This window comes from Bradyrhizobium sp. SZCCHNS3052, from assembly GCF_032484495.1.
GTDB lineage: Bacteria > Pseudomonadota > Alphaproteobacteria > Rhizobiales > Xanthobacteraceae > Bradyrhizobium.
The window spans coordinates 106,493-129,820 of sequence record NZ_JAUETB010000013.1 but is presented as its reverse complement, the minus strand read 5'-3'; the positions used below and the strand labels follow the sequence as shown (position 1 = coordinate 129,820).

22 protein-coding genes are annotated in these 23,328 nt (G+C 65.0%); 13 read left to right on the top strand and 9 right to left on the bottom strand.

Translation table 11 applies throughout. The features are described 5' to 3' along the window. Positions 1-90: 90 nt before the first annotated feature. A complete protein-coding gene (locus QX073_RS29200) occupies positions 91-1,812 on the top strand; it encodes a hypothetical protein (protein WP_316226777.1) in 1,722 nt (573 codons plus the stop codon). A gap of 8 nt (positions 1,813-1,820) precedes the next feature. Here QX073_RS29200 and QX073_RS29195 read toward each other — a convergent pair whose 3' ends face one another. Then, on the bottom strand, positions 1,821-2,471 hold the full coding sequence (locus QX073_RS29195) for a 3-oxoacid CoA-transferase subunit B (RefSeq protein ID WP_315717539.1): 651 nt from the start codon (positions 2,469-2,471) through the stop codon (positions 1,821-1,823). After that, positions 2,471-3,199 (bottom strand): CoA transferase subunit A, encoded by a 729-nt coding sequence (locus QX073_RS29190; protein ID WP_316226776.1) that lies wholly within the window; start codon positions 3,197-3,199, stop codon positions 2,471-2,473. The genes QX073_RS29195 and QX073_RS29190 overlap by 1 nt, the downstream gene beginning before the upstream one ends. Before the next feature lie 310 nt (positions 3,200-3,509). Here QX073_RS29190 and QX073_RS29185 point away from each other — a divergent pair, with 310 nt between their 5' ends. The 5 genes from QX073_RS29185 (at position 3,510) to QX073_RS29165 (ending at position 9,818) form a co-directional block, all read left to right on the top strand. Next, positions 3,510-5,459 carry an AsmA family protein gene (locus tag QX073_RS29185; protein WP_316226791.1) on the top strand — a complete coding sequence of 650 codons (1,950 nt, stop codon included), beginning with the start codon at positions 3,510-3,512 and terminating at the stop codon, positions 5,457-5,459. 142 nt (positions 5,460-5,601) lie between these two features. Further along, positions 5,602-6,984 carry an ABC transporter substrate-binding protein gene (locus QX073_RS29180; RefSeq protein ID WP_315717541.1) on the top strand — a complete coding sequence of 461 codons (1,383 nt, stop codon included), beginning with the start codon at positions 5,602-5,604 and terminating at the stop codon, positions 6,982-6,984. 116 nt (positions 6,985-7,100) lie between these two features. Beyond that, positions 7,101-7,976, top strand: a complete 876-nt coding sequence (locus QX073_RS29175) for a sugar ABC transporter permease (protein WP_315810585.1) — start codon at positions 7,101-7,103, stop codon at positions 7,974-7,976. Then, entirely contained in the window at positions 7,973-8,824 is an 852-nt protein-coding gene (locus QX073_RS29170; RefSeq protein WP_315717543.1) for a carbohydrate ABC transporter permease, read from the top strand. Before QX073_RS29175 ends, QX073_RS29170 begins: the two co-directional genes overlap by 4 nt. Positions 8,825-8,831: 7 nt before the next feature. Beyond that, positions 8,832-9,818 (top strand): alpha/beta fold hydrolase, encoded by a 987-nt coding sequence (locus tag QX073_RS29165; RefSeq protein ID WP_316226775.1) that lies wholly within the window; start codon positions 8,832-8,834, stop codon positions 9,816-9,818. A gap of 100 nt (positions 9,819-9,918) precedes the next feature. Here the strand turns inward: QX073_RS29165 and QX073_RS29160 are convergent, their stop codons facing one another. The 5 genes from QX073_RS29160 to QX073_RS29140 form a co-directional block, all read right to left on the bottom strand. After that, positions 9,919-10,731, bottom strand: a complete 813-nt coding sequence (locus QX073_RS29160; RefSeq protein ID WP_315753898.1) for an ABC transporter permease — start codon at positions 10,729-10,731, stop codon at positions 9,919-9,921. A gap of 172 nt (positions 10,732-10,903) precedes the next feature. Further along, the gene (locus QX073_RS29155; protein ID WP_316226774.1) at positions 10,904-11,818 is read right to left on the bottom strand and encodes an ABC transporter permease; all 915 of its coding nucleotides are present in this window, start codon (positions 11,816-11,818) and stop codon (positions 10,904-10,906) included. After that, the gene (locus QX073_RS29150) at positions 11,815-12,987 is read right to left on the bottom strand and encodes an ABC transporter ATP-binding protein (RefSeq protein WP_316226773.1); all 1,173 of its coding nucleotides are present in this window, start codon (positions 12,985-12,987) and stop codon (positions 11,815-11,817) included. Before QX073_RS29150 ends, QX073_RS29155 begins: the two co-directional genes overlap by 4 nt. A 50-nt stretch (positions 12,988-13,037) precedes the next feature. Continuing rightward, positions 13,038-14,600 carry a glycerol-3-phosphate dehydrogenase gene (locus tag QX073_RS29145; protein WP_316226772.1) on the bottom strand — a complete coding sequence of 521 codons (1,563 nt, stop codon included), beginning with the start codon at positions 14,598-14,600 and terminating at the stop codon, positions 13,038-13,040. A gap of 130 nt (positions 14,601-14,730) precedes the next feature. Next, on the bottom strand, positions 14,731-17,436 hold the full coding sequence (locus QX073_RS29140) for an EAL domain-containing protein (RefSeq protein ID WP_315753902.1): 2,706 nt from the start codon (positions 17,434-17,436) through the stop codon (positions 14,731-14,733). Positions 17,437-17,647: 211 nt separating this feature from the next. Here QX073_RS29140 and QX073_RS29135 point away from each other — a divergent pair, with 211 nt between their 5' ends. Beyond that, positions 17,648-18,751, top strand: a complete 1,104-nt coding sequence (locus QX073_RS29135) for an NAD(P)/FAD-dependent oxidoreductase (protein ID WP_315753904.1) — start codon at positions 17,648-17,650, stop codon at positions 18,749-18,751. 196 nt (positions 18,752-18,947) lie between these two features. Here the strand turns inward: QX073_RS29135 and QX073_RS29130 are convergent, their stop codons facing one another. After that, positions 18,948-19,133 (bottom strand): YdcH family protein, encoded by a 186-nt coding sequence (locus tag QX073_RS29130; protein WP_315717551.1) that lies wholly within the window; start codon positions 19,131-19,133, stop codon positions 18,948-18,950. A gap of 290 nt (positions 19,134-19,423) precedes the next feature. Here QX073_RS29130 and QX073_RS29125 point away from each other — a divergent pair, with 290 nt between their 5' ends. From QX073_RS29125 to QX073_RS29115, 3 genes are all read left to right on the top strand, one after another. After that, positions 19,424-19,630, top strand: coding sequence for a YdcH family protein (locus tag QX073_RS29125; RefSeq protein WP_009028242.1), 207 nt, complete (start codon positions 19,424-19,426; stop codon positions 19,628-19,630). Between the two features lie 147 nt (positions 19,631-19,777). Then, a complete protein-coding gene (locus QX073_RS29120; protein WP_315753906.1) occupies positions 19,778-19,990 on the top strand; it encodes a hypothetical protein in 213 nt (70 codons plus the stop codon). 79 nt (positions 19,991-20,069) lie between these two features. Next, the gene (locus QX073_RS29115) at positions 20,070-20,321 is read left to right on the top strand and encodes a hypothetical protein (protein ID WP_315717553.1); all 252 of its coding nucleotides are present in this window, start codon (positions 20,070-20,072) and stop codon (positions 20,319-20,321) included. Between the two features lie 44 nt (positions 20,322-20,365). Here the strand turns inward: QX073_RS29115 and QX073_RS29110 are convergent, their stop codons facing one another. Further along, positions 20,366-21,127 carry a GGDEF domain-containing protein gene (locus QX073_RS29110; RefSeq protein WP_315753908.1) on the bottom strand — a complete coding sequence of 254 codons (762 nt, stop codon included), beginning with the start codon at positions 21,125-21,127 and terminating at the stop codon, positions 20,366-20,368. An 87-nt stretch (positions 21,128-21,214) separates the two neighbouring features. On the opposite strand from QX073_RS29110, the gene purE reads away from it, so the two are divergent. The 3 genes from purE to rpsU all read left to right on the top strand — a co-directional run bounded on the left by purE (position 21,215) and on the right by rpsU (position 23,278). Beyond that, positions 21,215-21,703 (top strand): 5-(carboxyamino)imidazole ribonucleotide mutase, encoded by a 489-nt coding sequence (gene purE, locus QX073_RS29105; RefSeq protein ID WP_315753910.1) that lies wholly within the window; start codon positions 21,215-21,217, stop codon positions 21,701-21,703. Further along, positions 21,700-22,809, top strand: a complete 1,110-nt coding sequence (locus tag QX073_RS29100) for a 5-(carboxyamino)imidazole ribonucleotide synthase (RefSeq protein ID WP_316226771.1) — start codon at positions 21,700-21,702, stop codon at positions 22,807-22,809. The genes purE and QX073_RS29100 overlap by 4 nt, the downstream gene beginning before the upstream one ends. 166 nt (positions 22,810-22,975) lie before the next feature. Further along, positions 22,976-23,278 carry a 30S ribosomal protein S21 gene (gene rpsU / locus QX073_RS29095; RefSeq protein WP_315717557.1) on the top strand — a complete coding sequence of 101 codons (303 nt, stop codon included), beginning with the start codon at positions 22,976-22,978 and terminating at the stop codon, positions 23,276-23,278. Positions 23,279-23,328: the final 50 nt, after the last annotated feature.

The following is a 23,328-nucleotide window of genomic DNA, read 5'->3' as shown; positions in this document are numbered from 1 at the left end:
ACGCAAAATCAACTTTCGATTGCGAGATGCAAGCTACAAACGTTAGACAATTTTCGTTGAGAGACGCGATAAGCGGACCAGGAGGCGAGTGTGAATTCTCGACATCCGCCGGTCTTCTTCACGTCCGACCTGCATGGTTACGGAATTGGCAACACCAGCTGGTTCGACGACGATTCGCCCCGCGCACTGGCTGGACGCTGCCTCATCGACGCGCTCGAATATCTGCGGACGTCGCCTAAATTCGCCGCCAGGGACTGGCACGTGGTGAATGCGGGCGCGGCGCGTCTCGTGCACCAATGTCTCACGGACGGCGCGCTGGCGCGCAAGGATATTCTCGATCGCGTGGCTCCCGCCATCGAACAGGCTTGCGCACGGATCGTCGCGAGCCGCCAATATCGCATTCCGTTCTATGGCGACGACTTCTGGGACTGGGCCAGTGTGGTCGACGGTTTGTGCGAGGTGCAGCAGGTTTCGGTGACCGCGGCCCAGGTCGCAAGACGCGAGCTCGACCAGTTTCGCAGGACCGTCCACATCCGCATGCCGAGCGGTCTCTCGGTCGGCGACCCCGAGCACGAATGGTTCGGACCGGCGATCGCAACACGCGCCTATCGTCTGCTGGATTCCCGCGCATCGGGAATAGATCCCGACCTGCGCAACGAGTTGCAGGCGCAATCGCTCGAACGCATCGAGCGCGGCAGGTATCGCGGACGGCAGGTGACGCCGTGGCAATTGAGCTGGCACTACGGTCAGGTCGTCGGCGAATTCCAGCGCGCCGCCAGCGAGCAGGCGGCCGAGCTGGCTGATTTTGCCTGGCTCGCCGTTCCGCTCGAACTTGGCAAGCGCGCCCAGGTTCTCGCGCGCATCCTGCAAGGAGCCTACGCCGTCAAGGACCGCAGGACCGTCCTGCAGGCCTTCGAAGAGCTCTATCGCTGCGAGACACCCGGCCGGCCGCTCGGCCAGGGCGTGATCGGCGCCGGCATCGAGGCCTCTCTGGACGTGCTGGAAGCGCTGTGGCAGCAGCTCGATGGTCGGGAGAAGGCCAGCATCAACGCGATGCTCGACGCGCTGCGATTTCTCCATGCCAAAGCCAACACGATCGGTTTCCTGGTCGAAACGCCGGAGGATATCGAAGCCCTGGTCCAGGCCATGGGCCCGGGCACACTGATTGAACAGCGCAACGCGGCGCGCGCCATCATCAGGCATTCCTGCTTCCATGCGGTCGTGTGCCTCGGGCGATCGATGGCCGAGGTGGCGAGCGCGGCCGCAGTGGCGATCGAAGAGCATGGGGCGCAGTGGCTGATCATGCCGGGACGGGCCGAAGCACTGGGCCCGAATCTTCCGCACGCGGCCCGCGGCCCGCGATTCGTCGGCGCCGGCCCCGGTGATCTCGTCATCGCCACCTCGGTCGCGCCATTCCGGATTCAGATCAAGCTGCGCGACGCGCTCAGCATTGCCGAGCCGCCCTTGGTCGATGACAGCGGAATGATCATTCCGGCCGATCCCGAGCTTTGCCGCCTCGCGCACGAGGCCGCGGATGGCATGCTGGATGACATCGGCGTGTTCTTCGAAGGAATGACGGTGACGTGCGATGGCGACGGCACGAATGCCGAGATCTCGGCAGCGTTTCCAGGCGCGCTTGCGACGGATAACATGGCCTATGCGATGGGGCTGATCTGCCTCAGCCGCAGTGTGCCGTGTCTCATCATTCAGGGGCTGGCGGAGACCGCGCAGTCCACTGCTGCGAGCCCGCCGCGGCGAGCGGCATGCCGGCTCGCCGTCAAGGTCGCGGAGATACTGTGCCGGCGCTGGTAGCCGCGCCCTCAGGCATTCTTCAGCGCGACCCGGAACTCGGCTTCGGTCTTGGCCTTGACCTCGTCGAGCGTCACGCCGTCGGCGAGCTCGATCAGGGCCATGCCGTCATTGCCGTGCTTGTCGATCGTGAACACCGCCAGATCGGTCACCACCATGTCCACCACGCGCTCGCCGGTCAGCGGCAAGGTGCACTGCTTGAGCAGCTTCGGGCCGTCCTTGGCGCTGTGCTCCATGACCACGACCACGCGCTTGACGCCGGCGACGAGATCCATCGCGCCGCCCATGCCCTTCACCATCTTGCCGGGGATCATCCAGTTGGCGAGATCGCCGTTCTGGGCGACCTGCATGGCGCCGAGGATCGACAGGTCGATGTGGCCGCCGCGGACCATGGCGAAGGATTCGGCTGACGAGAAATAGCTGGTGATCGGCAGCTCGGTAACGGTCTGCTTGCCGGCATTGATGAGGTCGGGATCCTCCTCGCCCTCATAGGGGAACGGACCCATGCCGAGCATGCCGTTCTCGCTCTGCAGCGCGACGTCGACGCCCGGCGGAATGAAGTTGGAGACCAGCGTCGGAATGCCGATGCCGAGATTGACGTAGTAGCCGTCCCGCAGCTCCTTGGCGGCGCGCGCCGCCATCTGCTCTCGCGTCCAGGCCATCAGACTTCCTCCCCGGCTGCGGCGGCGGCTTCACGTTTGCGCACGGTGCGCTGCTCGATGCGCTTGAGCGCAGTTCCGACCTGGATGATGCGCTTCACGAAGATGCCCGGCGTATGAATGTGGTCGGGATCGATCTGGCCGGCCGGCAGCAGATGCTCAACCTCCGCGACCGTCACCTTGGCCGCAGTGGCCATCATCGGATTGAAGTTGCGCGCGGTCTTGCGGTAGATGAGGTTGCCGGCGGTGTCGCCCTTCCAGGCGTGCACGATCGCCAGATCGGCAAACAGACCGCGCTCCATCAGATATTTCTCGCCGTCGAACTCCCGCACCTCCTTGCCCTCCGCGACCAGCGTGCCGACGCCGGTCTTGGTGAAGAAGGCCGGGATGCCGGCGCCGCCGGCGCGGATGCGCTCGGCCAGGGTGCCCTGCGGGCAGAATTCGAGCTCCAGCTCGCCGGCCAGATATTGCTGGGCAAACAGCTTGTTCTCGCCGACATAGGACGAGATCATCTTCTTGATCTGCCGCGTCTCCAGCAGCCGGCTCAGGCCGATGCCGTCCACCCCGGCATTGTTGGAGATGACGGTGAGGTCCTTCACCCCGGACTCGCGAATGGCGTCGGACAGGGTTTCTGCGATGCCACAAAGACCAAACCCACCCGACATGATGGTCATGCCGTCCTTGAGGAGGCCGGCAAGGGCGGATTTGGCGTCCGGATAGACCTTGTTCATACGGGAATGACCTGATGGAGAGCGGCGACCGCGCGGATATCGACCGGATTATTAGGCGAAATCTTCGCAATGCGTCAATGATGCCTTCCCAACGCGCACATCCTGCTTTAGCTGTCGCACCAGCCTGCGCCTCCGTGGCGATCCGGAGTCCGGAATATCAGGGCTCCGCCGCAATCCGGCCACACCGGCGGCGTGGCCTTGAAAGCGTCAAGAAAGCGCATCAAGTTGTTGATGTTGGCAGGGGTTTTCGGCGCACCCTGCCCATCCCGCGTAACCAGCGATCCGACGATCCCAGGACATGTCCGTGACCATGGCCCAAGGAATGAGGCGCCTCGGCACACCGATCGCGGCGCTGCTGGGCATCGCGTTCGTGGCTCTGCTCGCGAGCTCCTGGCTGGTCAATCGCGAGGCACTGCGGCAGGCGGTGGAGAGCCAGATCCGCGCGGTGACCGGCCTCGAGCTCGTCGTCAAGGGACATATCGACGTCTCCTTGTTTCCGGGCAGCTATGTCTCGTTCCACGATGTCGGCCTGAAGGGCAGCGGCACCGAGGATCCGGCCCTGCGCGTCGACGTGCTGACCGCCAATCTGCAGTTGTTGCCGCTGCTGCTGCAGCGGTTCGAAATCGCCGATGTCATGATGCTGCGGCCGCAGATCAACGTCACCCGCGAGGCCGACGGCAACAGCAACTGGACGCCCTTCATCGAGACCATCGCGCGCACGATGCGTCCGGGGCCCGACAGCCAGATGTCGTTCTCCGAGATCCGCATCCAGGACGGCATCCTGGTCTACGAGGACACCGACCACCACGCTTCCGAGCGGCTCGACGATATCGACCTGTCGCTCGCCTGGCCGTCGATCTCGCGCTCGTTCGCGGCGACCGGGCAGTTCGATTGGCGCGGCCAGCGCATCGAGGGCTCCATCAGCGTCAGCGACTTCCTGGCTGCGCTGTCGGGGGACCGGTCCGGCTTGAAGATGCGGCTCGCCAGCGCGCCGCTGAAAGTCGCCTTCGACGGCACGGTCGCGAACCGCACCAGCGCGCTGATGGAAGGCATGCTGACGGTGGATAGCCCTTCGCTCCGCGATGCGCTGCGCTGGACGGGGCAGACGCCGCTCGGCGGCGGCGGCTTCGGGCGCTTCGCCTTGCGCGCCCGTGCCAACGTGGTCGGCGCCTCGATCGCTCTCACCAATGTCAACGTCGAACTCGACGGCAACACCGCCGAAGGCGTGATGACCTACGCCAATAACGGCCGGCAGACGCTGCAGGCGACGCTGGCGGCCGACGCGCTCGACTTCACCCCCTACATCTCGACGGTCCGGCTGCTGGCCAATGGGGCCCGCGACTGGAATCGGCAACTCTTCGACCTCAAGGCCTTGTCCACCACTGACCTCGACATGCGGCTATCGGCCGCAAAGGTCACGGTCGGCTCCTCGAAAATCGGACGTACGGCCTTCGGCGCCAACCTGCGCAACGGCGTGCTCGCCCTCTCGGTCGGCGAGGCGCAGATGTATGGCGGCGTCGTGCGCGGCTCGTTCGGAATCGCCCGCGCCGACACCGTGGCCGACGTGAAGGCTGAGCTGCAATTCAACGATGTCGATCTGCAGGCCTGCGCCAACGAGATGTTCGGCGTGTCGTCGCTGTCGGGACGCGGCAATCTCAACGTCTCGCTGACGGCTTCGGGCTCGAGCCCGTTCGGGCTCGCCCAGTCGCTCGACGGCAGCGCCAACCTGCAGGGCCGCGATGGCGCGATCTCCGGCTTCAACGTCGAGCAGCTCCTGAAGCGCCTCGAGCGCAGCCCGCTGTCGCGCGGCGGCAATTTCCGCTCCGGTTCGACGCCTTACGATTCGCTGACGATCGCGGTCAAGTTCTCCGAGGGCATCGCGACCGCGGAGGACATCCGCGTCGAGAGCCCGACCGCGCGCATCACGATGACCGGTACGGCCTCGGTGCCGACACGGGAATACGATTTCAAGGGCGTCGCGAGCCTGCTGTCGTCCGGCAACGGCAGCAACGGTTTCGAACTGCCTTTCGTCGTCCAGGGCCCCTGGGAAGATCCGCTGATCTTTCCCGATCCGGAAAGCCTGATCCGCCGCGCTCCGGCCGCCGCCCCTCTGCTCGATGCGGTCAAGGACCGCAAGACGAGGGATGCGGTGCGCTCGGTGTTGGAACGATTCACCGGCGGCGGATTGCGCCCGGCGCAGCCGGACACTGCGCCGCCGGCTGACGCCCCGACGGGCGACCCTCCCACCAAGCAGAACTGACCGACGCGGCTTGCTTCGCGTGCCGATACGCGGCCGCCGTCACGACCTATGTCTGATATATTACTTCTGGATCACGTCGGGTCCCTGGGCTAGTGTCCGGCCGCAACCGATCAAGCAAGATCGGCGGATCAGGGAGAGACACGTGAAATCCAGGGGAATGGGTGCGCTTTCGATCGCAGTCGCAGCCGCCGGGCTTTTTTGCGCTGCAGCACCAGCCATCGCTCAGGACACCATCACGATCTGGTGGAGCAAGGGCTTCTACAAGTCCGAGGACGATGCGCTGCTCAACGTCGTCAAGAAGTTCGAGGCCAAGACCGGCATCAAGGTCGAGCTGTCGCAATACGCGATCCAGGACATGATTCCGAAGACGGTCGCCGCGCTCGATTCGGGCACCGTGCCCGACGTGGCCTACGCCGACACCTACGACGTTCAGGCCCAGGGCAAGTGGGCCTACGAAGGCAAGCTCGAGGATCTCACCGACATCCTGGAGCCGATGAAGTCGGCATTCGCTCCGAACACGCTCGAGACCGCCTACCTCTACAACAACGTCACCAAGAAGAAGGCCTATTACGGCTTCCCGCTGAAGCAGCAGAGCATGCACGTCCAGATCTGGGGCGACCTGCTGAGCAAGGCCGGCTTCAAGCAGAGCGACATCCCCACCAAGTGGGAAGACTACTGGACGTTCTGGTGCGACAAGGTGCAGCCGGCGGTCCGCAAGGCCACCGGCCAGCGCATGTATGGCGTCGGTCAGCCGATGGGCGTGGAATCCACCGACTCGTTCCAGTCGTTCTACACCTTCATGGACGCCTACAACGTCAAGCTGGTCGACGACGACGGCAAGCTGCTGGTCGACGACCCCAAGGTGCGCGACGGCCTCGTCAAGGCGATGAAGGATTATACCGACACCTACATCAAGGGCTGCACGCCGCCCTCGTCCACGACCTGGAAGGATCCGGACAACAACGTCGCGTTCCACAACAAGACGATCGTGATGACCCACAATTTCACGATCTCGATCGCGGCCAAGTGGTTCGAGGACTCCACCAACCCGGCGCTGACGCCCGAGCAGCGCGCGGCCGGCAAGAAGGCCTATGAGGAGGACATCATCACCGCGTCCTTCCCCAACAAGCCGGACGGCACGCCGATCAAGTACCGCTCCGACGTCAAGACCGGACTGATCTTCGCCAATGCTCCTCACAAGGCGCAGGCCAAGGAATTCATCAAGTTCCTGATGCAGGAGGAGAACCTCGGCCCCTACATCGAGGGCGCGCTGGGCCGCTGGTTCCCGGTGACGACCGCAGGCCAGAAGAGCCCGTTCTGGCAGGCCGACCGCCATCGCAAGGCCGTGTACACCCAGTTCACCGGCGGCACGACGCCGTTCGACTTCACCAAGAACTACAAGTTCACGATCCTCAACAATGAGAACGTCTGGGCCAAGGCGATGAACCGCGTGGTCAGCGAGAAGGTGCCGGTCGAGAAGGCCGTCGACGAGCTGATCGCGCGGCTGAAGGAGGTCGCCGGCTAGTCTCTCGCCTCGCGAGGCACTAGCTCGAGATCCTGACAACGACAACAAAACCCGGCCGCAGCGCATGCGGCCGGGATGGCTTATAGGCGGGAAGAGACGACCCGGGAAAAACGACCATGGCGATCACGCTCTCAGCTTCCGATTCCGCACTCGCGGAGGCGCCGCGCCCGGTGCTGCTGACACCGTCACAGGTGTGGGGCATCGTCATGCTTGCCCCCTATCTGCTCGTCTTCCTCGCCTTCGTCGTCTATCCCGTCGGCTACGGCCTGTGGCTCGCCCGGGAGCCGGCCAGCTACGTCGCGCTGTATAACGACCCCATCTTCGCGCGCGCCGCCGTCAACACGCTGATCTTCCTTGTGGTCGGCATCAATCTGAAGATGGTGATCGCACTGTTCCTGTCCGGATTCTTCATTCAGCAGCGCGGCTGGATCAAATGGCTGTCGGTCATCTTCATCCTGCCCTGGGCGGTGCCTTCGATCCCGACCATCCTGTCGGTGCGCTTCATGCTCAATCCCGAATGGGGCGTGGTGAACCAGCTGATCTTCAAGTTCACCGGCGAAGATGGCCCCAACTGGCTGAACGATCCGACGGTCGCGCTGTCGATGGCGATCGGCATGCACATCTGGAAATCGCTGCCGTTCTGGACCCTGATCCTGATGACCGGGCGGCTGGCGATCTCGCAGGACCTGTTCGAGGCCGCCGAGGTCGACGGCGCCACCTGGTGGCAGAAGTTCCGCTTCATCACCTGGCCGTCGATGCAGACGCTCTACATCACCTGCACGCTGCTCTCGATGATCTGGACGCTCGGCGACTTCAACAGCGTGTATCTCCTGACCGGCGGCGGTCCGGCCGATCTCACCCACGTGTTGGCGACACTCGGCATCCGCTATCTCCGGCTCGATCAGCTCAGCCTCGCGATGGCCTCGATCGTCTGCGCGATGCCGCTGGTGCTCCCCCTGGTCTATTTCATGATGAAGCGGTTGTCGCGATGAAGCTCCCCACCCTGCGCGAAGTCGGCACCGAGGCCCGGCTGCTGCTGATCGGCATCCCCGTCTTCATCTGGACGATGATCCCGATCTACCACATGTTCCTGTTCGCGATCTCGCCGAAGGAGGACGCGTTCTCGGGCAAGCTGTGGCCGGACCATCCGACGCTGCACAATTTCTCGATCGTGTTCCATCAGCAGCATTACTTCCTGCGCGACTTCTGGATCCAGTTCGGCAACTCCGTCATCATTGCCGCCGCCGTCGGCGCGCTGACCCTGGTGATCGCGACTTGCGCGGCTTACGCCATCTCGCGCCTGCGCGTGCCCGGCAGCCGGGTGGTGATGAACCTCGCGCTGTTCACCTATTTCATCCCGGCGGCGTTCCTCGCGGTGCCGATGTATCGCACCATGGGCAAATACGGCCTGCTCAACAACGACTGGTCGCTGATCCTGGCGATGGTGACGATTGCCTCGCCCTACGCGATCTGGGTGCTGAAACAGGCCTCCGACAAGCTGCCGGTCGAGCTGGACGAGGCCGCCGTCATGGATGGCGCCAGCCCGCTGCAGATCTTCCGCCTCGTCTATGTGCCGCTGATGATGCCCTCGCTGGTCGCGATCGGAACCTATGCGGTGCTGCTGGCCTGGAACGAGTACCTCTACGCGTTCCTCCTGCTGTCGAACGACAAGGATATCACGCTGCCCGTGGCGCTCGGCAACTTCCTGGCCGCCGACGATTCGCCGTGGGAGCTCCTGATGACCACCGGCTTCATCTACGCGCTGCCGCCCGCGGCGGTCTACTATGCCTTCAAGCGCTACATGGTGGGCGGCCTGACCGCCGGCGCCGTGAAGTCGTGACGGAGCGATGAGGGTCGGATTTCGTCAGGGACGGTTCGCCGACGCTTCGCGGCCGAACTGGGACGACGACGGGCCGCGGCCCATCGACTGGTTCGCCTGGTATCCGGCCGCGGATAGCGCGATCGAAGCAGCGCTTCCGGTCGCCCCATGGCCGCAAGGATGGTTCGAGGCGGGACCTGCGGCGCTGGATGCGCCGCTCGGTCCCAACGGGACTTGCCCGCTCGTCGTGTATTCGCATGGCACCGGCTGCAACGGCCTGCAGTTCGAATGGCTGGCGCGCGAGCTGGCGTCCCGCGGCTTTGTCGCGGTCGCCGTCAATCATCATGGCAACAGCAACGCTGAACCCTACCGGGCAGAGGGCTTCCTCTGCTCATGGGAACGCCCGCGCGACGTGTCCTCGCTGATCGACCACATCGCCGCTCATCCCGATTTCGAAGGCCGTATCAACCCCGACCGCATCTACGCCGTCGGCTATTCGCTCGGCGGCGTCACCGCCACCGCCTTGCTCGGCGCCATCATGCTCCGCTCGCCGTTCGAGCCGGGCGCCAATCTGGGCCGCGGACCGCGCGAGTTTCCCGATCTCGTCGATCATCTGCCGCGGCTGATGGAGAAGAGCCAGATCTTCCGCGACTCCTGGGGGCGGATGTCGGCCTCCTATCGCGATCCCCGCATCAAGGCCGCGCTGCTGCTGGCGCCGGGCCGATCGGTGCAGGGCTTCTCCGACGAGAGCGTCGCCGCGATCAGCGTACCCGCACGCATCATGGTCGGCGGTGGGGACGCCCTGCTGCCATCCGCGCGCTGGCTGCATGAGCGGCTCAGCGGCAGCACCTTTGATGTCGTTGCCGACGAGGCCGGCCACTATGTGTTCCTGCCGAAGAGCACCGCGCTCGGACGCAGCGCCGACCCGGCGTGCTGCGTCGATCCGCCGTCGGTCGACCGCGGCGCGATCCACCGCACGGTTGTGGCCGCCGCGTTGCGGCTGTTCGAGGCCTGAGCGACGCTGCCGCAGCATTCTCCGTCATTTTGAGCGTAGCAAAGCAATCCAGAGTCCTGGCGCGGCCCGGATTGCTTCGCTACGCTCGCAATGACGACCTCTATAATGGCGCAGCGCTCTCGCCGCGATCACTCGACAGCTTTGAAGCTAACGACGCCACGACGATCACCACGGCAATCAGCCCGATCACCAGCGTGCAGATCGCGTTGATCTCCGGCTTCACCCCGAGCCGTACTTCCGAATAGATCCGGATCGGCAATGTCGCCGAGCCCGGGCCGGTGGTGAAGCTCGCGATCACGAGATCGTCGAGCGACAGCGTGAAGGCGAGCATCCAGCCGGCGACCACCGCCGGGGCGATCAATGGCAAGGTGACCATCACGAACGCGCGCAAGGGATCGCAGCCGAGGTCCATCGCGGCTTCCTCCAGGCTGCGGTCGAGCGAGACCAGCCGCGACTGTACGATCACCGCAACGAAGCACATCGTGAGGGTCGTGTGGGCGAGCGTCACCGTCCAGAAGCCGCGCTCGGCCTCCAGCGCCACGAACAGCAGCAGCAGCGACAGGCCGGTGATCACCTCGGGCATCACCAGCGGCGCATACAGCATGCCGGAGAACAGCATGCGGCCGCGAAATCCCTGGCCGCGCGACAGCGCCACCGCGGCAAGGGTGCCGAGCAAGGTCGCCACCGTCGCCGAGGTGGCGCCGACGCGCAGGCTCATCCAGGCTGCATCGATCATCGCGCGGTCGTTGAAGAACTCGTGATACCAGCGCAGCGACCAGCCGCCCCAGACCGTGACCAGCCGCGAGGCGTTGAACGAATAGATCACCAGGATCAGGATCGGGAGGTAAAGAAAGGCGAGCCCAAGCGTCAGCGAGGCGACGTTGAAGCGCGACAGGCGGGAGGGATTAGGCACGATCTCCTCCTCCCTCAATCCCAGTGAAACCCTCTCCGTTCCCTCCCCCCTTGTGGGGGAGGGTCAGGGAGGGGGGCACCCAGCAAAGACCGCCGATGCGGACCCCCACCCCCAAACCCCTCTCCGCAAGGGGGAGGGGAGCGAGAGAACGTGCCTTGCTGTACGCCATCCATCACCTGCTCTCCTCCAACTGCCGGCGCTGCAGCCGGTCGTAGAGCAGAAGCGGAAGCAACAGCACGACCAAGAGGACCACGGCGATGCTGGAGGCCACCGGCCAGTCCTTGTTGGTGAAGAATTCAAGCCACAGCGTCTGGCCGATCATCAGCGATTTCGAGCCGGCGAGCAGATCGGGAATGACGAACTCGCCGACGATCGGAATGAAGCACAGCAGCACGCCGGCGCCGACACCCGGCAGCGACAGCGGAAACGTCACCAGCCAGAAGGTCTGGCGCGGCGAGGCGCCGAGATCGGCGGCGGCCTCTTCCAGGGCCGGCTCCAGCTTCGTCAGCGTCGCAAACAGCGGCAGGATCATGAAGGGCAGATAGGAATAGACGATCCCGACATACATCGCGCTGTCCGTCGACAGCCACACCACCGGCGCGGACACCAGATGCAGCGCGAGCAGGATCTGGTTCAACAGGCCGTCATGCTGCAGGATGTTGACCCAGGCATAGATGCGAATCAGGAACGAGGTCCAGAACGGGACGATGACCAGCATCATCGCGATGCCCTGCCAACGCCTGGGCAGCCGCGCCATGCCATAGGCGATCGGGTAGCCGATCAGGAGCAGGATCGCGGTCGACGTCGCCGCGACGACGACGCTGCGCAGATAGGACGCGAGATACAGATCGTCCGACAGCAGCAGACGGAAATTGTCGAGCGACAGCGCCGCAAATGCATCCCGAAGCGACGACAAACCATCAGCCAGCGAGAACACCGGCGTATAGGGGGGCTGCGCGATCGCAGTCTGCGACAGGCTGATCTTGGCGACGAAGGCGAACGGCACCAGGAAGAACAGCACCATCCAGACGTAAGGCGCGATCGCCGCAAATCGCGCCGGACGCGAGAAGATGCGGCGCGCGCTCATCGCTCCAGCACCACGCAATCATCGGGCGTGAACCAGGCCACGACGCGCTGGTTCAGCCCATAGCCGTCGGCGTCGAGCCGGGCCGTGTTGGCTTGCGACGCGTGCAGGACAGCGCCGCCGTCGAGCTTGATCTTGTACACGGTCTTGCCGCCGAGATAGCTCGCATCGGAAATGGCGCCCTCGACACAGTTGATCGCTGCGGCATCAGCCGCCGGCCGGCGAAGCGCGAGGCGGATCTTCTCGGGACGGATCGCGACTGCGACCTTGCTCTCGCTGATCGGAGTGACGGGTTGCGCTGCGGCGAGCTCGCCGGCAGCGGCGGTCGTGATCCGGAGCCGGTGCGACTCACGCGCGGTCACCTCGCCCTCGAACAGGTTGATGTCGCCGACGAACTCCGCGACCCACCGCGACACGGGCTCTTCATACAGGCGGCGCGGTGCAGCGACCTGCTCGAGCCTTCCCGCGTTCATTACCCCGATCCGGCTCGCCACCGTCATCGCCTCCTCCTGGTCGTGGGTGACGATGATGAAGGTCATGCCGAGCTTGCGCTGCAGCTCCATCAGCTCGAACTGCGTGCTCTCGCGCAGCTTCTTGTCGAGCGCCGCCATCGGCTCATCGAGCAGCAGCACCTTCGGCCGGCGCGCCAGCGAGCGTGCCAGGGCGACGCGCTGCTTCTGTCCTCCGGACAGTTGATCGGGCTTGCGCTTCTCCAGGCCTTCGAGCCGGACCAGCGCCACCATCTCCGCGACGCGGGTGGCGATCTCGGCGCGCGGCATGCCGGCGCGCTTCAGGCCGAAGGCGATGTTGTCGCGCACGTTCAGATGCGGGAACAGCGCGTAGTTCTGGAACATCATGTTGATAGGCCGCTGATGCGGCAGCACCTGCGCGATCTCCTCGCCCGATAGCAGGATGCGCCCTTCATCCGGCGTCTCGAAGCCGGCCAGCATGCGCAGCAAGGTCGTCTTGCCGCAGCCGCTGGGGCCGAGCAGCGCGAAGAACTCGCCGGCTCGGATGTCGAGCGAGACGCCGTCGACGGCGCGGAAGCTGCCGAAGGTCTTGACGACGTTCTCGATCCGCAGGATCGGCGGCTGAGGATCGGGGCGCGGTTCCGGCAGTGGTGATGCCGCCGACTCCTCGGCGGGCGCTGGATTTGCGATGTCGTCAGCCATGTCCTGATCAAATCACCCTGCCCGGCCACAACGCCCGGCCGGTCGGCAAGCTAGCCGCCCATGGATTGCAGCTCAACCGCACGGGCCGGACTATCCCCGCTCGCGTCAGCGGCCTGCGGCGAGCCCCGGCCACAGGCGACCGTCGCCATGAACGCGGCGAGCGCATCGCGTTCGGCAGCGGGAAGCGTCAGGCCCAGCTTGGTCCGCCGCCATAGAACGTCGTCGGGAAACCGCGCCCACTCGCGCGTCATGAGGTAGCGGACCTCCGCCTCCGTCAGCTTCGGCCCGAACGCCTGTCCGAGATCGGCCCGGCATCTCGCCCCGCCGAGGATCTCCGCCAGCCGGGTGCCATAGGCGCCGACCAGCCGCCGGGCCTCGGCTTCGCCGAGAAAGCGCCAGCGCTCCCGTGCGTCGTCGACGAGATCCTCGAACCGATCCCAGGCGAAATCGCCACCCGGAAGCGGCGCGCTCGCAGTCCAGCGCGGCGACATCGGGTAGAAGCGCGCAAGCCGCGAGACCGCCCGCTCGGCCCGGTACCGGGCTGTCGTGACATCGCCGCCGCACATGGTCAGGAGCGGCGCCTTGGCGGGCTCCTTGGCGCGGCCGGCATCAAGGCTCACGATCGTTTCCAATTCCCCGCTGTCGGCAGCACGCAGCACCATCATGTTGGCGCCGGACACGCTCCGGACCACATCCGCGGGCTGGACGTCCGAGCGGAAATAGCGGTTCGCCGCCTTGCAGAGATAGGCCACGTCTGCCGCCGGCACCGCCACCACGGCTGGGTCGCCCTTGAAGCCGTGGGCCACCGTGCCGATCAGGGTGAAATCTTGCTCGTAGGGCTGGGCAAAGATCAGCCTTCCATCCGAATTCTGAAACACGTAGACCGCTTCGACATCGAACAGCCGCGGCACGATGATCTGGCTGACCTGCCGCGCGGTGACCCGCGGCGGCGGCTGACGCAGCACGGTTTCCGCCGTCGAGACGCTCCACGCGCCGGTGGCGTTGGCGAGCGCGCGCGAAGTGACGATGCGGCGATGGCCGCGGTCGATGATGGCGAGCCGCCATAGATGGTCACGGTCGGCTCGCACGCAGCGGGCGCCGGTGCGGATCTCTGCGCCGCGCTCGGCGGCATCCATCGCGGTCAGAACCACCAGGCGGGAATCGTCGACCACGCAGTCGGAATAGTCGAACGCCGTCCCGATCGGACGCTTCAGGGCATCGCCGATCGGATGATGCGTGACGTCGAGCACCGACGCGGCCGGCAGCCGGTTGCGCGTAGCGAGGCGATCGTAGAGCCAGAGCCCTGCGCGCAGCTGCCATGGCGGCCGCTCATTGGCGTGAGCCGGAATCGCAAAGCGGATCGGCCGCACCAGATGCGGCGCGACCGTGAGCCAGACGTCGCGCTCGGCGAGCGCGCGGCGCACGCGCAGAAAGCCGCGGCGCTCCAGCGCCGCGAGGTCCCCGTGCACCAGCCGCGACGTGGCCGACGAGGCGGCGCCGCCAAGATCGCCCTGCTCGATCAGGATCACGCGCAAGCCGCGGCCGGCCGCATCGCGTGCCAGGCTGACGCCGTTCAGACCGCCGCCGATGATCGCAAGATCGTAGTCCGCCATACGCAAGGTCTTCGAGCGTGCCAGGGCGAATGATCGTAGACCGGCGGAAATGATTCTCGTAGCGGCCGAGCTGTCGTGCGCGCGGATAAATTCGCGCTGTTGCGCAACAGCCTCTGACCGGCGTGCCTGGTCAGCCCGTCTTGCGAACGGACGCGACGTCGTCGTCGTGAGCGCGACCGACAATGCCGTCGTATTTGTTGATCGGCAGGGGCTTGCCGAGCAGATAGCCCTGAACCGAGTCGCAGCCCTGCTCGGCGAGGAAGCCAAGCTGCTCGGGCGTCTCGACGCCTTCCGCCACGATCGACATGTTCATGCCGTGACCCAGACCGATGACCGCACGAATGATCGCCGCCGATTGCGGATTGCGGCCGATGTTCATGACGAAGGCGCGGTCGATCTTGATCTTGTCGAACGGGAATGCCTGCAGGTAGCTCAGCGACGAGTAGCCGCTGCCGAAATCGTCCATCGAGACGCGAACGCCGAGCGCCTTCAGCCGGCGCAGCAGCGCGACACCGCGATCGAAATCCTCGATCAGCACACCCTCGGTGATCTCGAGCTCGAGCCTGCCGGGTGCGAGCCCCGTCTCGATCAGGATCGAGTGGACCAGCGCAACGAGGTCGCCATGGACGAACTGGGCCGGGGACAGGTTGACCGCGACCTGCAGCGGCTTGGGCCACGACGCCGCCTCGCGGCAGGCCTCGCGCAGGATCCACTCGCCCATCTCGACGATGAGGCCGCTCTCTTCCGCAAGCGGAATGAAGTCGCTCGGCGGCACGAAACCCCGGACCGGGTGCTGCCAGCGCGCCAGCGCCTCGAAGCCGATGATCTCGCTGGCGTCGACCGTGCGGCCGGAGACGGCCTGCGGCTGGAAGTACAGCGACAGTTCGCCATGCTTGATCGCGACAGACAGCTCCTGATGCAGAACGCGGCGGTCGCGAATCTGCTGATCCATTTCAGGCTCGTAGAAGGTGATGCTGCCGCGCGATTTGGCCTTGGCGCGGAACAGAGCGGCACCCGCATTGGCGAGCAGCGACGCCGGATCCGAACCATTGTGCGGGAACACCGAGATGCCCGTCGTCAGCGCGGTGCGGATCGACTTGCCCTCGATCTGGAAGTCCACCGCGATCGCCGCCGCCAATTGCTCGGCCAGCGCCCTGCCCGTTTCCGGTTGCTTGCCGTCGATGATCAGCCCGAACTCATCGCCGGAGAGCCGCGCGACCACCCCGCCCCGGGCAACGGCATGGACGCGACGGGCGACCTCGATCAACAGCTTGTCGCCGATGGCGTGGCCGAAGACGTCGTTGACGTCCTTCAGGCCCTTGAGATCGACGTTCAGGACCGCGAACTCCTCGTCCGTATCCGCGCAGGCCTCGATCATCTGGCTCAGGGCCTGCAGGAACGCGGCGCGGTTCGGCAGATCGGTCAGGCCGTCGTGATAGGCCATGTGCGCCATCCGCGATTCGGTCTGGCGCCGGTCTGTGACGTCCTCATAGGTCTTGATGAGATATTGCGGCTCGCCGGTCTCGCCCAGCACGGTTGCCCGCCGGGTCAGGAACAGCCGCAGGCCGTCCTTGGTCGAGATCGGATGTTCCTCGGTCAGAAGGCCGCGCTTCTTGATGGCGGCTTCGTCGCGCGCCGTGATCAGTCTGGCCTCGCGCGGATTGAAGATGTCGGCGGTGGTCAGGCCCGTGGCGTCCTCGCGCTTGCGGTTGAGGATGATCTCGGCGCTACGGTTGGCGAGCAGATAACGGCCGTCGCTGACGCTCTCGACGATGAGCGAAACCGGAATGTTGTCGACAACCAGTTCCAGGAACTTCTTGCTGTTCTCCAGCTCGCGGCTCAGCGATCGCCGCTCCGTGGCATCGTCGAACAGCGCGATGAGGAATTGCGGTTCGTTCTTGTCGTTGCGTGCAACGACCCGGTGGGCGTCCAGGATGCGCTTCTCGTCACCGCGTTGAACCACGAGTTCGCTGCAATAGGTGGTGCCGGGCGCCAGCATCGCTTCGCGATCGGCAGCCGCGATGGCGGCCGCGGTCTCCTCGCCGAACAGGTCGCTCGGGCACCGTCCGATGATCTGATCCCGCGGCACCTGCGCGAACTGCTCGAACGCCCGGTTGGCGAAGATGTAGCGACCGTCCTCGATGTTCTTGGCGGCGACGCAGACGGGAACCTGATCGACCACCGATTCCAGGAACTGCTTGGTCGAGGCGAGTTCGCGCTCCAGCCGGTGCTGCACCGTACAGTCTTCATGGATGCCGATCGATCCTCCGGTGGGAAGACGGAAAATCTGGGCACGCACCACACGTCCGTCGGGCAGTTCGGTCAGGCACCCATCCGGTGCCCGCGCCTGGCGCGCATAGTCCTCGACCGTCAGATTGAGCAGGCCACGCTGCCGCCGCAACTCGACCAGATCCCGGCCGGTGCAACCGGGCGGAATGTCGGCCCGGCTCATGCCGTAGATCTCGAGAAAGCGATGGTTGTAGAAGACGACGCGGTTGGCGGCGTCCGTCAGCATCAGCCCCTGGCTCAGATTGTTGAGCGCGGAGCTGATGAAAACATTGCGCCGCAGTTGTGCTCGCTTGGCGCGCCGCAAGGCCGAATGGATCCAGATCACGACCGACGCGAGGAAGGCGCAGACGACAACGCCGGCGATCAACACCTTCCAGAGCACGTCCGGCTCGATGGTGGCCAGGTAGCCGGAGGGCGAGAAATCGGAGGAAGCGGCCCAGGCTCGGGTCGGCGCAGCCGCCCACGCTGCCATGGCGGCCACCGAGGCCGCAACGACACGCGCAGAAAACGCGTTTCGGTCGCTCGCCTGCCAATTCTTGCCAGCCATCAATCACCCGCGGTATTCGGCGACAGTATCTGGCTTCACCTATTGGGATCGGGTAAACGGGTTCTGCAAACTTCGAAAAAGACGAAGCAAATTTGGTCAATGGCGCCTTATGATGAATGGTTTGCTAAGGGCCCTCGCACTCCGGACCGGGGTTCCACCCACCAGGGATTGCAGCGAGGCATGACTTCTCCCAATCGTCTCAGGACTATGCATGGATAGAGTGGATTGCGTCGTCGTTGGCGCCGGCGTCGTCGGACTTGCCGTCGCACGTCAATTGGCGCGGGCCGGACGCGAGGTCATCGTTCTCGAGGCGGCCGAGGGCATCGGAACCGTCACTTCGTCTCGCAACAGCGAAGTGATCCACGCCGGCATCTACTACAAGGCCGGGAGCCTGATGGCCCGCTTCTGCGTGGCCGGCAAGCGCCTGCTTTACCGCTATTGCGACGACCATGGCGTGCCCTACCGCAATTGCGGGAAGCTGATCGTTGCGACCAATCCGGCCGAGACCGAGAAGCTGCAGGGCATCCGCGCGCACGCCGAAGCCAATGGTGTCGAAGGTATGCGGCTGCTATCCGGAATCGAAGCGCTGGCGCTGGAGCCGGCCCTGGCCTGTCAGGCTGCGCTGCTGTCGCCGTCCACCGGCATCCTCGACAGCCATGCCTTCATGCTGTCGCTGCGCGGCGAGATCGAGGACGCCGGCGGTGCCTTCGCCTTCCACACGCCGTTGCTGCGGGCCAAGGCGACCGGGGGATCAATCGAGGTCGATGCGGGCGGCGCGCAACCGATGACGCTGAGCTGCCGGCTGCTGGTGAACGCCGCCGGCCTCGACGCGCCCGAGCTGGCGCGGCTGATCGACGGCATGCCGTCGTCGCTGGTGCCGACGGCCTATCTCGCCAAGGGCAACTATTTCAGCTGCAGCGCCCGGGCACCGTTCAGCCGGCTCATCTACCCGGTGCCGGAACCAGGCGGCCTCGGCGTGCACCTCACGCTCGACATGGCAGGCCAGGCCAGATTCGGCCCCGACGTCGAGTGGATCGACCGGATCGACTATACGGTCGATCCGGCGCGCGCCGAGCGCTTCTACCCGGCGATCCGCAAGTACTGGCCGTCGCTGCCGGATGGGGCGCTGATGCCGAGCTATTCCGGTATCAGGCCGAAGATCGTACCGCCGGCCGTGGCGTCGCAGGATTTCGTCATTCAGGGCCCGCGCGATCACGGGGTGCCCGGACTCATCAATCTGTTCGGAATTGAATCGCCTGGATTGACGTCATCGCTCGCGATTGCGGCTCACGTGTGCGATCTCGCCTCGAGCTGAAGACCCCAGATATCGCGATGAACGGCGTGTCGCGATAGATGCGCCGGCAGACAACGCAGGCAGACAACGCAGGCAGATGCGTCCGCCTCATCGTATATCGCAACTAATTTGATTGGAGTTGCGTCTGGGATGGACTCGTCACCATCCCAGGCGCACGGTCTTACGATCAGATGATACGGCGGATGATGGTCACATGTCAGTGAAGTGTTTCGCTGGTTACCTGTCTCAAGCGCTCGATCTCATCCTTCACCATCAGCTTGCGTCGCTTCAGTTCGACAATTCGCAGGTCGTCCGTCGATGGATGCAGGAGAGCTTGATGCAATTCGTTTTCAAGAACTTTATGCTTACGCTCCAGTTCAACGAGATGCGCCTGAATGGCCATTCGAAACCTCCTCGGTAGGTGAACCTGAGATTCGACCAGGGCTAATGAGTGTACACAAGTCGCTTGACCTGTCGATGGGGCCAAAAGACCGCACATGCAAATTTGAGCGCCGTGTGTAACGAAGCGTGAGCAGATCCGGACGAATCTAAAGCCGGCGCCAACCCGAAATTCACGGGACAGCCGCACCGATCTCGAGGAGTGCGACTTGCTTATCAGCTTCGCAGGCGCAATATTTGCGCCCGCCTTCGCAAGGCTTTCCACTTCCTTCCGCTTTTTTGCTATCATAGATCATGGCTGACCAAGACGAGCGCGAACTGCAGGCCGAACTCGCGCGCCTGCAGCAGGAGCACCGCGATCTCGACGCGGCGATCGACGCTTTGCATCAATCGCCCGCCCCCGATTTGTTGCGGCTGCAACGACTGAAGAAGCGGAAGCTTCTGCTACGCGATCGGATCGCCTTCATCGAAGACCAGATCACGCCCGACATCATCGCCTGAGGCGAAGCGTCAGCACGGCTGACCGTATGCACACAAGCAATACGCAACAGCGGTGCAGGATTTGCCGAAGCGCCTTGACAATAAGAACAAAAAGAGAACAATCGGACCAGTCCCTCGTAACTCCTGACGACAACAAGGATGGTTGTGATGCCCGCCTCCTTCTCCCCACAGGATCGCCTCTATGAACAGGCCTGTGACCAAGCCATCGCGATGTGCGACGGCAATCTGCGCTCCACGATCAAGGCGCTGATCATGGCGAACGAGTATCTCGAGCTGGAGCTGCAGGAGCTGCGGGCGACAATCTCCTGCGGCTGCATGCCCAACACCATTTCGGACGATGCGCAGAACAATGCGGCCTGAGCCCTAGGCCGTCGAGGCTCTCCGGACGATTGCCACCGCGCTCGCTCGCAGCTTCGACGAAGGCCGGGAGGTGCGTGCAATGCCTGACATCACCTATTACGTCGCCATGCCGTTCAGACGGGACGAGACTGGGATGCTGGTCGCAGGCGCGGCCGAGGAATGCCAGAGCTCGTCCGCAGCGCTGCGTCGTGCCGAAGCGATGTCGCGCTTGCCGGACAACATCGGCGCCATTGCCTTCAGCCGCAGCGGGGATCCCTTGCTGGGGGAATTCTGCGACGCCCGGCTGCTGCACAAGTTCGGCGAGTTGCCCGACGATCTCGGCGAGTTGTGAGCGCCGTGCACAGCTCTGTCATCGGAGCGGACGGCCCACGAGCGTCACCGCTGGTCGCCCGACAGGGCCGTGCCGTGCGCGGGGCTCTCGTACCTCCGCTGGGCCTTGCGCATATACATCGCACGGTCGGCTTCCTCCAACGCACGTACTGGGTTGACGCGCTTGTCGAGAAGGGCAATCCCGGCCGACGCGCCGGCACGCACGGTCTGATCGCCGAAGGTGAAGGTCAGGCTGTCGATGGCCTGTTCCAGCTCCGTCGCCTTGGCATGTGCGTCCGCCGCGCTGAGGTGCCAGAGCAGCACGCCGAACTCGTCGCCGCCGAGCCGACCGATCACGTCGGAGGATCGGACATGCTCGCCGAGGACACGCGCAACCGCCTTCAGGACCTCATCACCGGCGGCATGGCCGAACGTATCATTGATCGGTTTCAGCCGATCGACGTCGAGCACGATGAGAGCACCGGTCGCGTCGTAGCGCTTGATGAAGGCGATGGAACGATGGAGTTCGCGGGCGAAGCCGCGACGATTAAAGATGTCGAGCAGGAAATCGCGCTCTGCGGAGGCCGTCAGCTCGGCGATCCGGGCCTGTGCTGTCGCCAACTCGGCCTTGAGGCGTCGGATCGTGTGCCGCGCGCCTGCCGGTACGGAACCGGGTTCAGGAGCCCGCGCGCGCCGCGAAGGCCGATGACGGTACCGGGTTCTTCGCTTTCCGGCTCGCCACGCGGCCGCCATGCGCTTCTTTTTCATCGGACACCTGCCGCGCCATCGTTTGGGCTTGCCGGGCTTGACCAAGACAGGATAGTCCATTCGGACCTCCATGCCATGGCTTGCCGCTGTCAGGACCGATCCTATACTCCGGCCCATGCTGATGGATTCCCGAGAAGAATTGAGGTCATGACCGCCCCGATCGCCATCATCATGGGAAGCCAGTCGGACTGGGGTACCATGCGCCATACCGCCGAGACGCTTGACGCCCTGGGCGTGAGCTACGACGCCCGGATCGTCTCGGCGCACCGCACCCCGGACCGGCTGTATGCTTTCGCCAAGGGTGCCAAGGCGGCGGGCTACAAGGTCGTGATCGCCGGTGCCGGCGGCGCCGCCCATCTGCCGGGCATGACGGCCTCGCTCACGGAACTGCCCGTGTTCGGCGTTCCCGTCGAGTCGAAGGCGCTGTCGGGGGTCGATTCGCTGTATTCCATCGTCCAGATGCCGGCCGGAATTCCGGTCGGAACGCTCGCCATCGGCAAATCCGGCGCCATCAACGCAGCGCTGCTGGCGGCCAGCGTGCTCGCTCTCTCGGACTCCGCGCTTGCCAGCCGTCTGTCGGCTTGGCGCCAGGCGCAGACCAATGCGATCGCCGAACGTCCGGAGGGCACGGCGTGACCGACTCCAATCGGGTGAAGCTCAAGCCCGGCGACACCATCGGTATTCTCGGCGGCGGCCAGCTCGGCCGCATGCTGGCGCTTGCTGCGGCGCGGCTCGGGCTGCGCTGCCAGGTGTTCTCGCCGGACCCGGACTCCCCCGCCTTCGACGTCGTGCTGAACGCAACCTGCGCCGAATATGCCGACGTCGAGGCGCTCGAGCTGTTCGCCAATGACGTCGACGTCGTCACCTACGAGTTCGAAAACGTCCCCTCGGCTGCGGCCCTGGTGCTGGCGGCCAGACGCCCGGTGCTGCCGCGGCGTTCGGCGCTCGAGACCACCCAGGATCGCCTCACCGAGAAGGATTTCGTCACCTCGCTGGGCATCGGCACCGCGACCTATGCGGATGTGTCCTCGGTCGCCACCTTGCGCGAAGCCGCGTTCCGGATCGGCTTACCGGCCGTGCTGAAGACGCGGCGATTTGGCTATGACGGCAAGGGTCAGATCAAGATCCACCAGGGTGACGATCTCGAGCGGATCTGGGCCGAGCTCGGCACCAAATCGGCCATCCTCGAAGCGTTCGTTCCGTTCGAGCGCGAGATCTCGGTCGTGGCGGCCCGAGCGGCCGACGGTCAGGTCGAGTGCTTCGACGTGACCGAGAACGAGCATCGCGATCACATCCTGAAGGTGTCGCGGGCGCCGGCGCGTATCCCTGATGCGCTCGCCGACGAAGCCAGGGACATTGCCAGCCGGATCGCGACCGCCCTCGACTACGTCGGGGTGCTGGCCGTGGAGATGTTCGTGGTGTCGGACGGTCCCACTCCAGGCGTCCTGGTCAACGAAATTGCCCCGCGGGTGCATAATTCCGGCCACTGGACCCTCGATGGCGCCTCGATTTCCCAATTCGAACAGCACATCCGGGCGATCGCCGGTTGGCCGCTCGGCAAGCCGCTGCGCCACGGTCACGTCACGATGACGAACCTGATCGGGGACGAGATCGACAGCTACGAGCAGTGGCTCACGGTTCCGGGCGCCACCGTGCATCTCTACGGCAAGGGCGCCGCTCGTCCGGGCCGCAAGATGGGGCATGTGACCCAGGTCTCGCCACTGCCGCCGAGGCAGGGCTGAAATAAACCGCTCCGGCGAGGTTAAACTTGCGGTCAAGAGCCCGTCAGCGGGTGGACAGCGAGGATGTCCTCTGATACACGGGCGCGCTCAAGGTCAAGGGCGCGGCCATCTGCCAGCCCTGGCTTCACCAGATTTCAAACCGATAGACTGAGAAAGAGGATGCCGCGTGCAGGTTCTCGTTCGCGATAACAATGTCGATCAAGCCCTCAAGGCGCTCAAGAAGAAGATGCAGCGTGAGGGCATTTTCCGCGAGATGAAGCTTCGCGGCCATTACGAGAAGCCGTCCGAGAAGAAAGCCCGCGAGAAGGCCGAAGCCGTGCGTCGTGCGCGCAAGCTGGCCCGCAAGAAGTTGCAGCGTGAAGGCCTGCTGCCGATGAAGCCGAAGCCGGTGTTCGGCGCTGGCCCCGGCGGTGACCGTGGTGCTGGTCGTGGTCCGGGTGCAGGTGCCCGTCCCAGCGCGCCGCGCTGATCTGGCCAGATTGATCTGACGTCGTCTGAAGCGCGGGCCTTTGGCTCGCG

What these genes read in the sequence shown, in the direction of transcription:
- QX073_RS29195 (WP_315717539.1), bottom strand. Translation starts at nt 2,471, where the DNA reads ATGGCCTGGACGCGAGAGCAGATGGCGGCGCGCGCCGCCAAGGAGCTG.
- QX073_RS29190 (WP_316226776.1), bottom strand. Translation starts at nt 3,199, where the DNA reads ATGAACAAGGTCTATCCGGACGCCAAATCCGCCCTTGCCGGCCTCCTC.
- QX073_RS29185 (WP_316226791.1), top strand. Translation starts at nt 3,510, where the DNA reads ATGGCCCAAGGAATGAGGCGCCTCGGCACACCGATCGCGGCGCTGCTG.
- QX073_RS29175 (WP_315810585.1), top strand. Translation starts at nt 7,101, where the DNA reads ATGGCGATCACGCTCTCAGCTTCCGATTCCGCACTCGCGGAGGCGCCG.
- QX073_RS29170 (WP_315717543.1), top strand. Translation starts at nt 7,973, where the DNA reads ATGAAGCTCCCCACCCTGCGCGAAGTCGGCACCGAGGCCCGGCTGCTG.
- QX073_RS29165 (WP_316226775.1), top strand. Translation starts at nt 8,832, where the DNA reads ATGAGGGTCGGATTTCGTCAGGGACGGTTCGCCGACGCTTCGCGGCCG.
- QX073_RS29155 (WP_316226774.1), bottom strand. Translation starts at nt 11,818, where the DNA reads ATGAGCGCGCGCCGCATCTTCTCGCGTCCGGCGCGATTTGCGGCGATC.
- QX073_RS29150 (WP_316226773.1), bottom strand. Translation starts at nt 12,987, where the DNA reads ATGGCTGACGACATCGCAAATCCAGCGCCCGCCGAGGAGTCGGCGGCA.
- QX073_RS29145 (WP_316226772.1), bottom strand. Translation starts at nt 14,600, where the DNA reads ATGGCGGACTACGATCTTGCGATCATCGGCGGCGGTCTGAACGGCGTC.
- QX073_RS29140 (WP_315753902.1), bottom strand. Translation starts at nt 17,436, where the DNA reads ATGGCTGGCAAGAATTGGCAGGCGAGCGACCGAAACGCGTTTTCTGCG.
- QX073_RS29135 (WP_315753904.1), top strand. Translation starts at nt 17,648, where the DNA reads ATGGATAGAGTGGATTGCGTCGTCGTTGGCGCCGGCGTCGTCGGACTT.
- QX073_RS29130 (WP_315717551.1), bottom strand. Translation starts at nt 19,133, where the DNA reads ATGGCCATTCAGGCGCATCTCGTTGAACTGGAGCGTAAGCATAAAGTT.
- QX073_RS29125 (WP_009028242.1), top strand. Translation starts at nt 19,424, where the DNA reads ATGGCTGACCAAGACGAGCGCGAACTGCAGGCCGAACTCGCGCGCCTG.
- QX073_RS29120 (WP_315753906.1), top strand. Translation starts at nt 19,778, where the DNA reads ATGCCCGCCTCCTTCTCCCCACAGGATCGCCTCTATGAACAGGCCTGT.
- QX073_RS29115 (WP_315717553.1), top strand. Translation starts at nt 20,070, where the DNA reads ATGCCTGACATCACCTATTACGTCGCCATGCCGTTCAGACGGGACGAG.
- QX073_RS29110 (WP_315753908.1), bottom strand. Translation starts at nt 21,127, where the DNA reads ATGGACTATCCTGTCTTGGTCAAGCCCGGCAAGCCCAAACGATGGCGC.
- purE (WP_315753910.1), top strand. Translation starts at nt 21,215, where the DNA reads ATGACCGCCCCGATCGCCATCATCATGGGAAGCCAGTCGGACTGGGGT.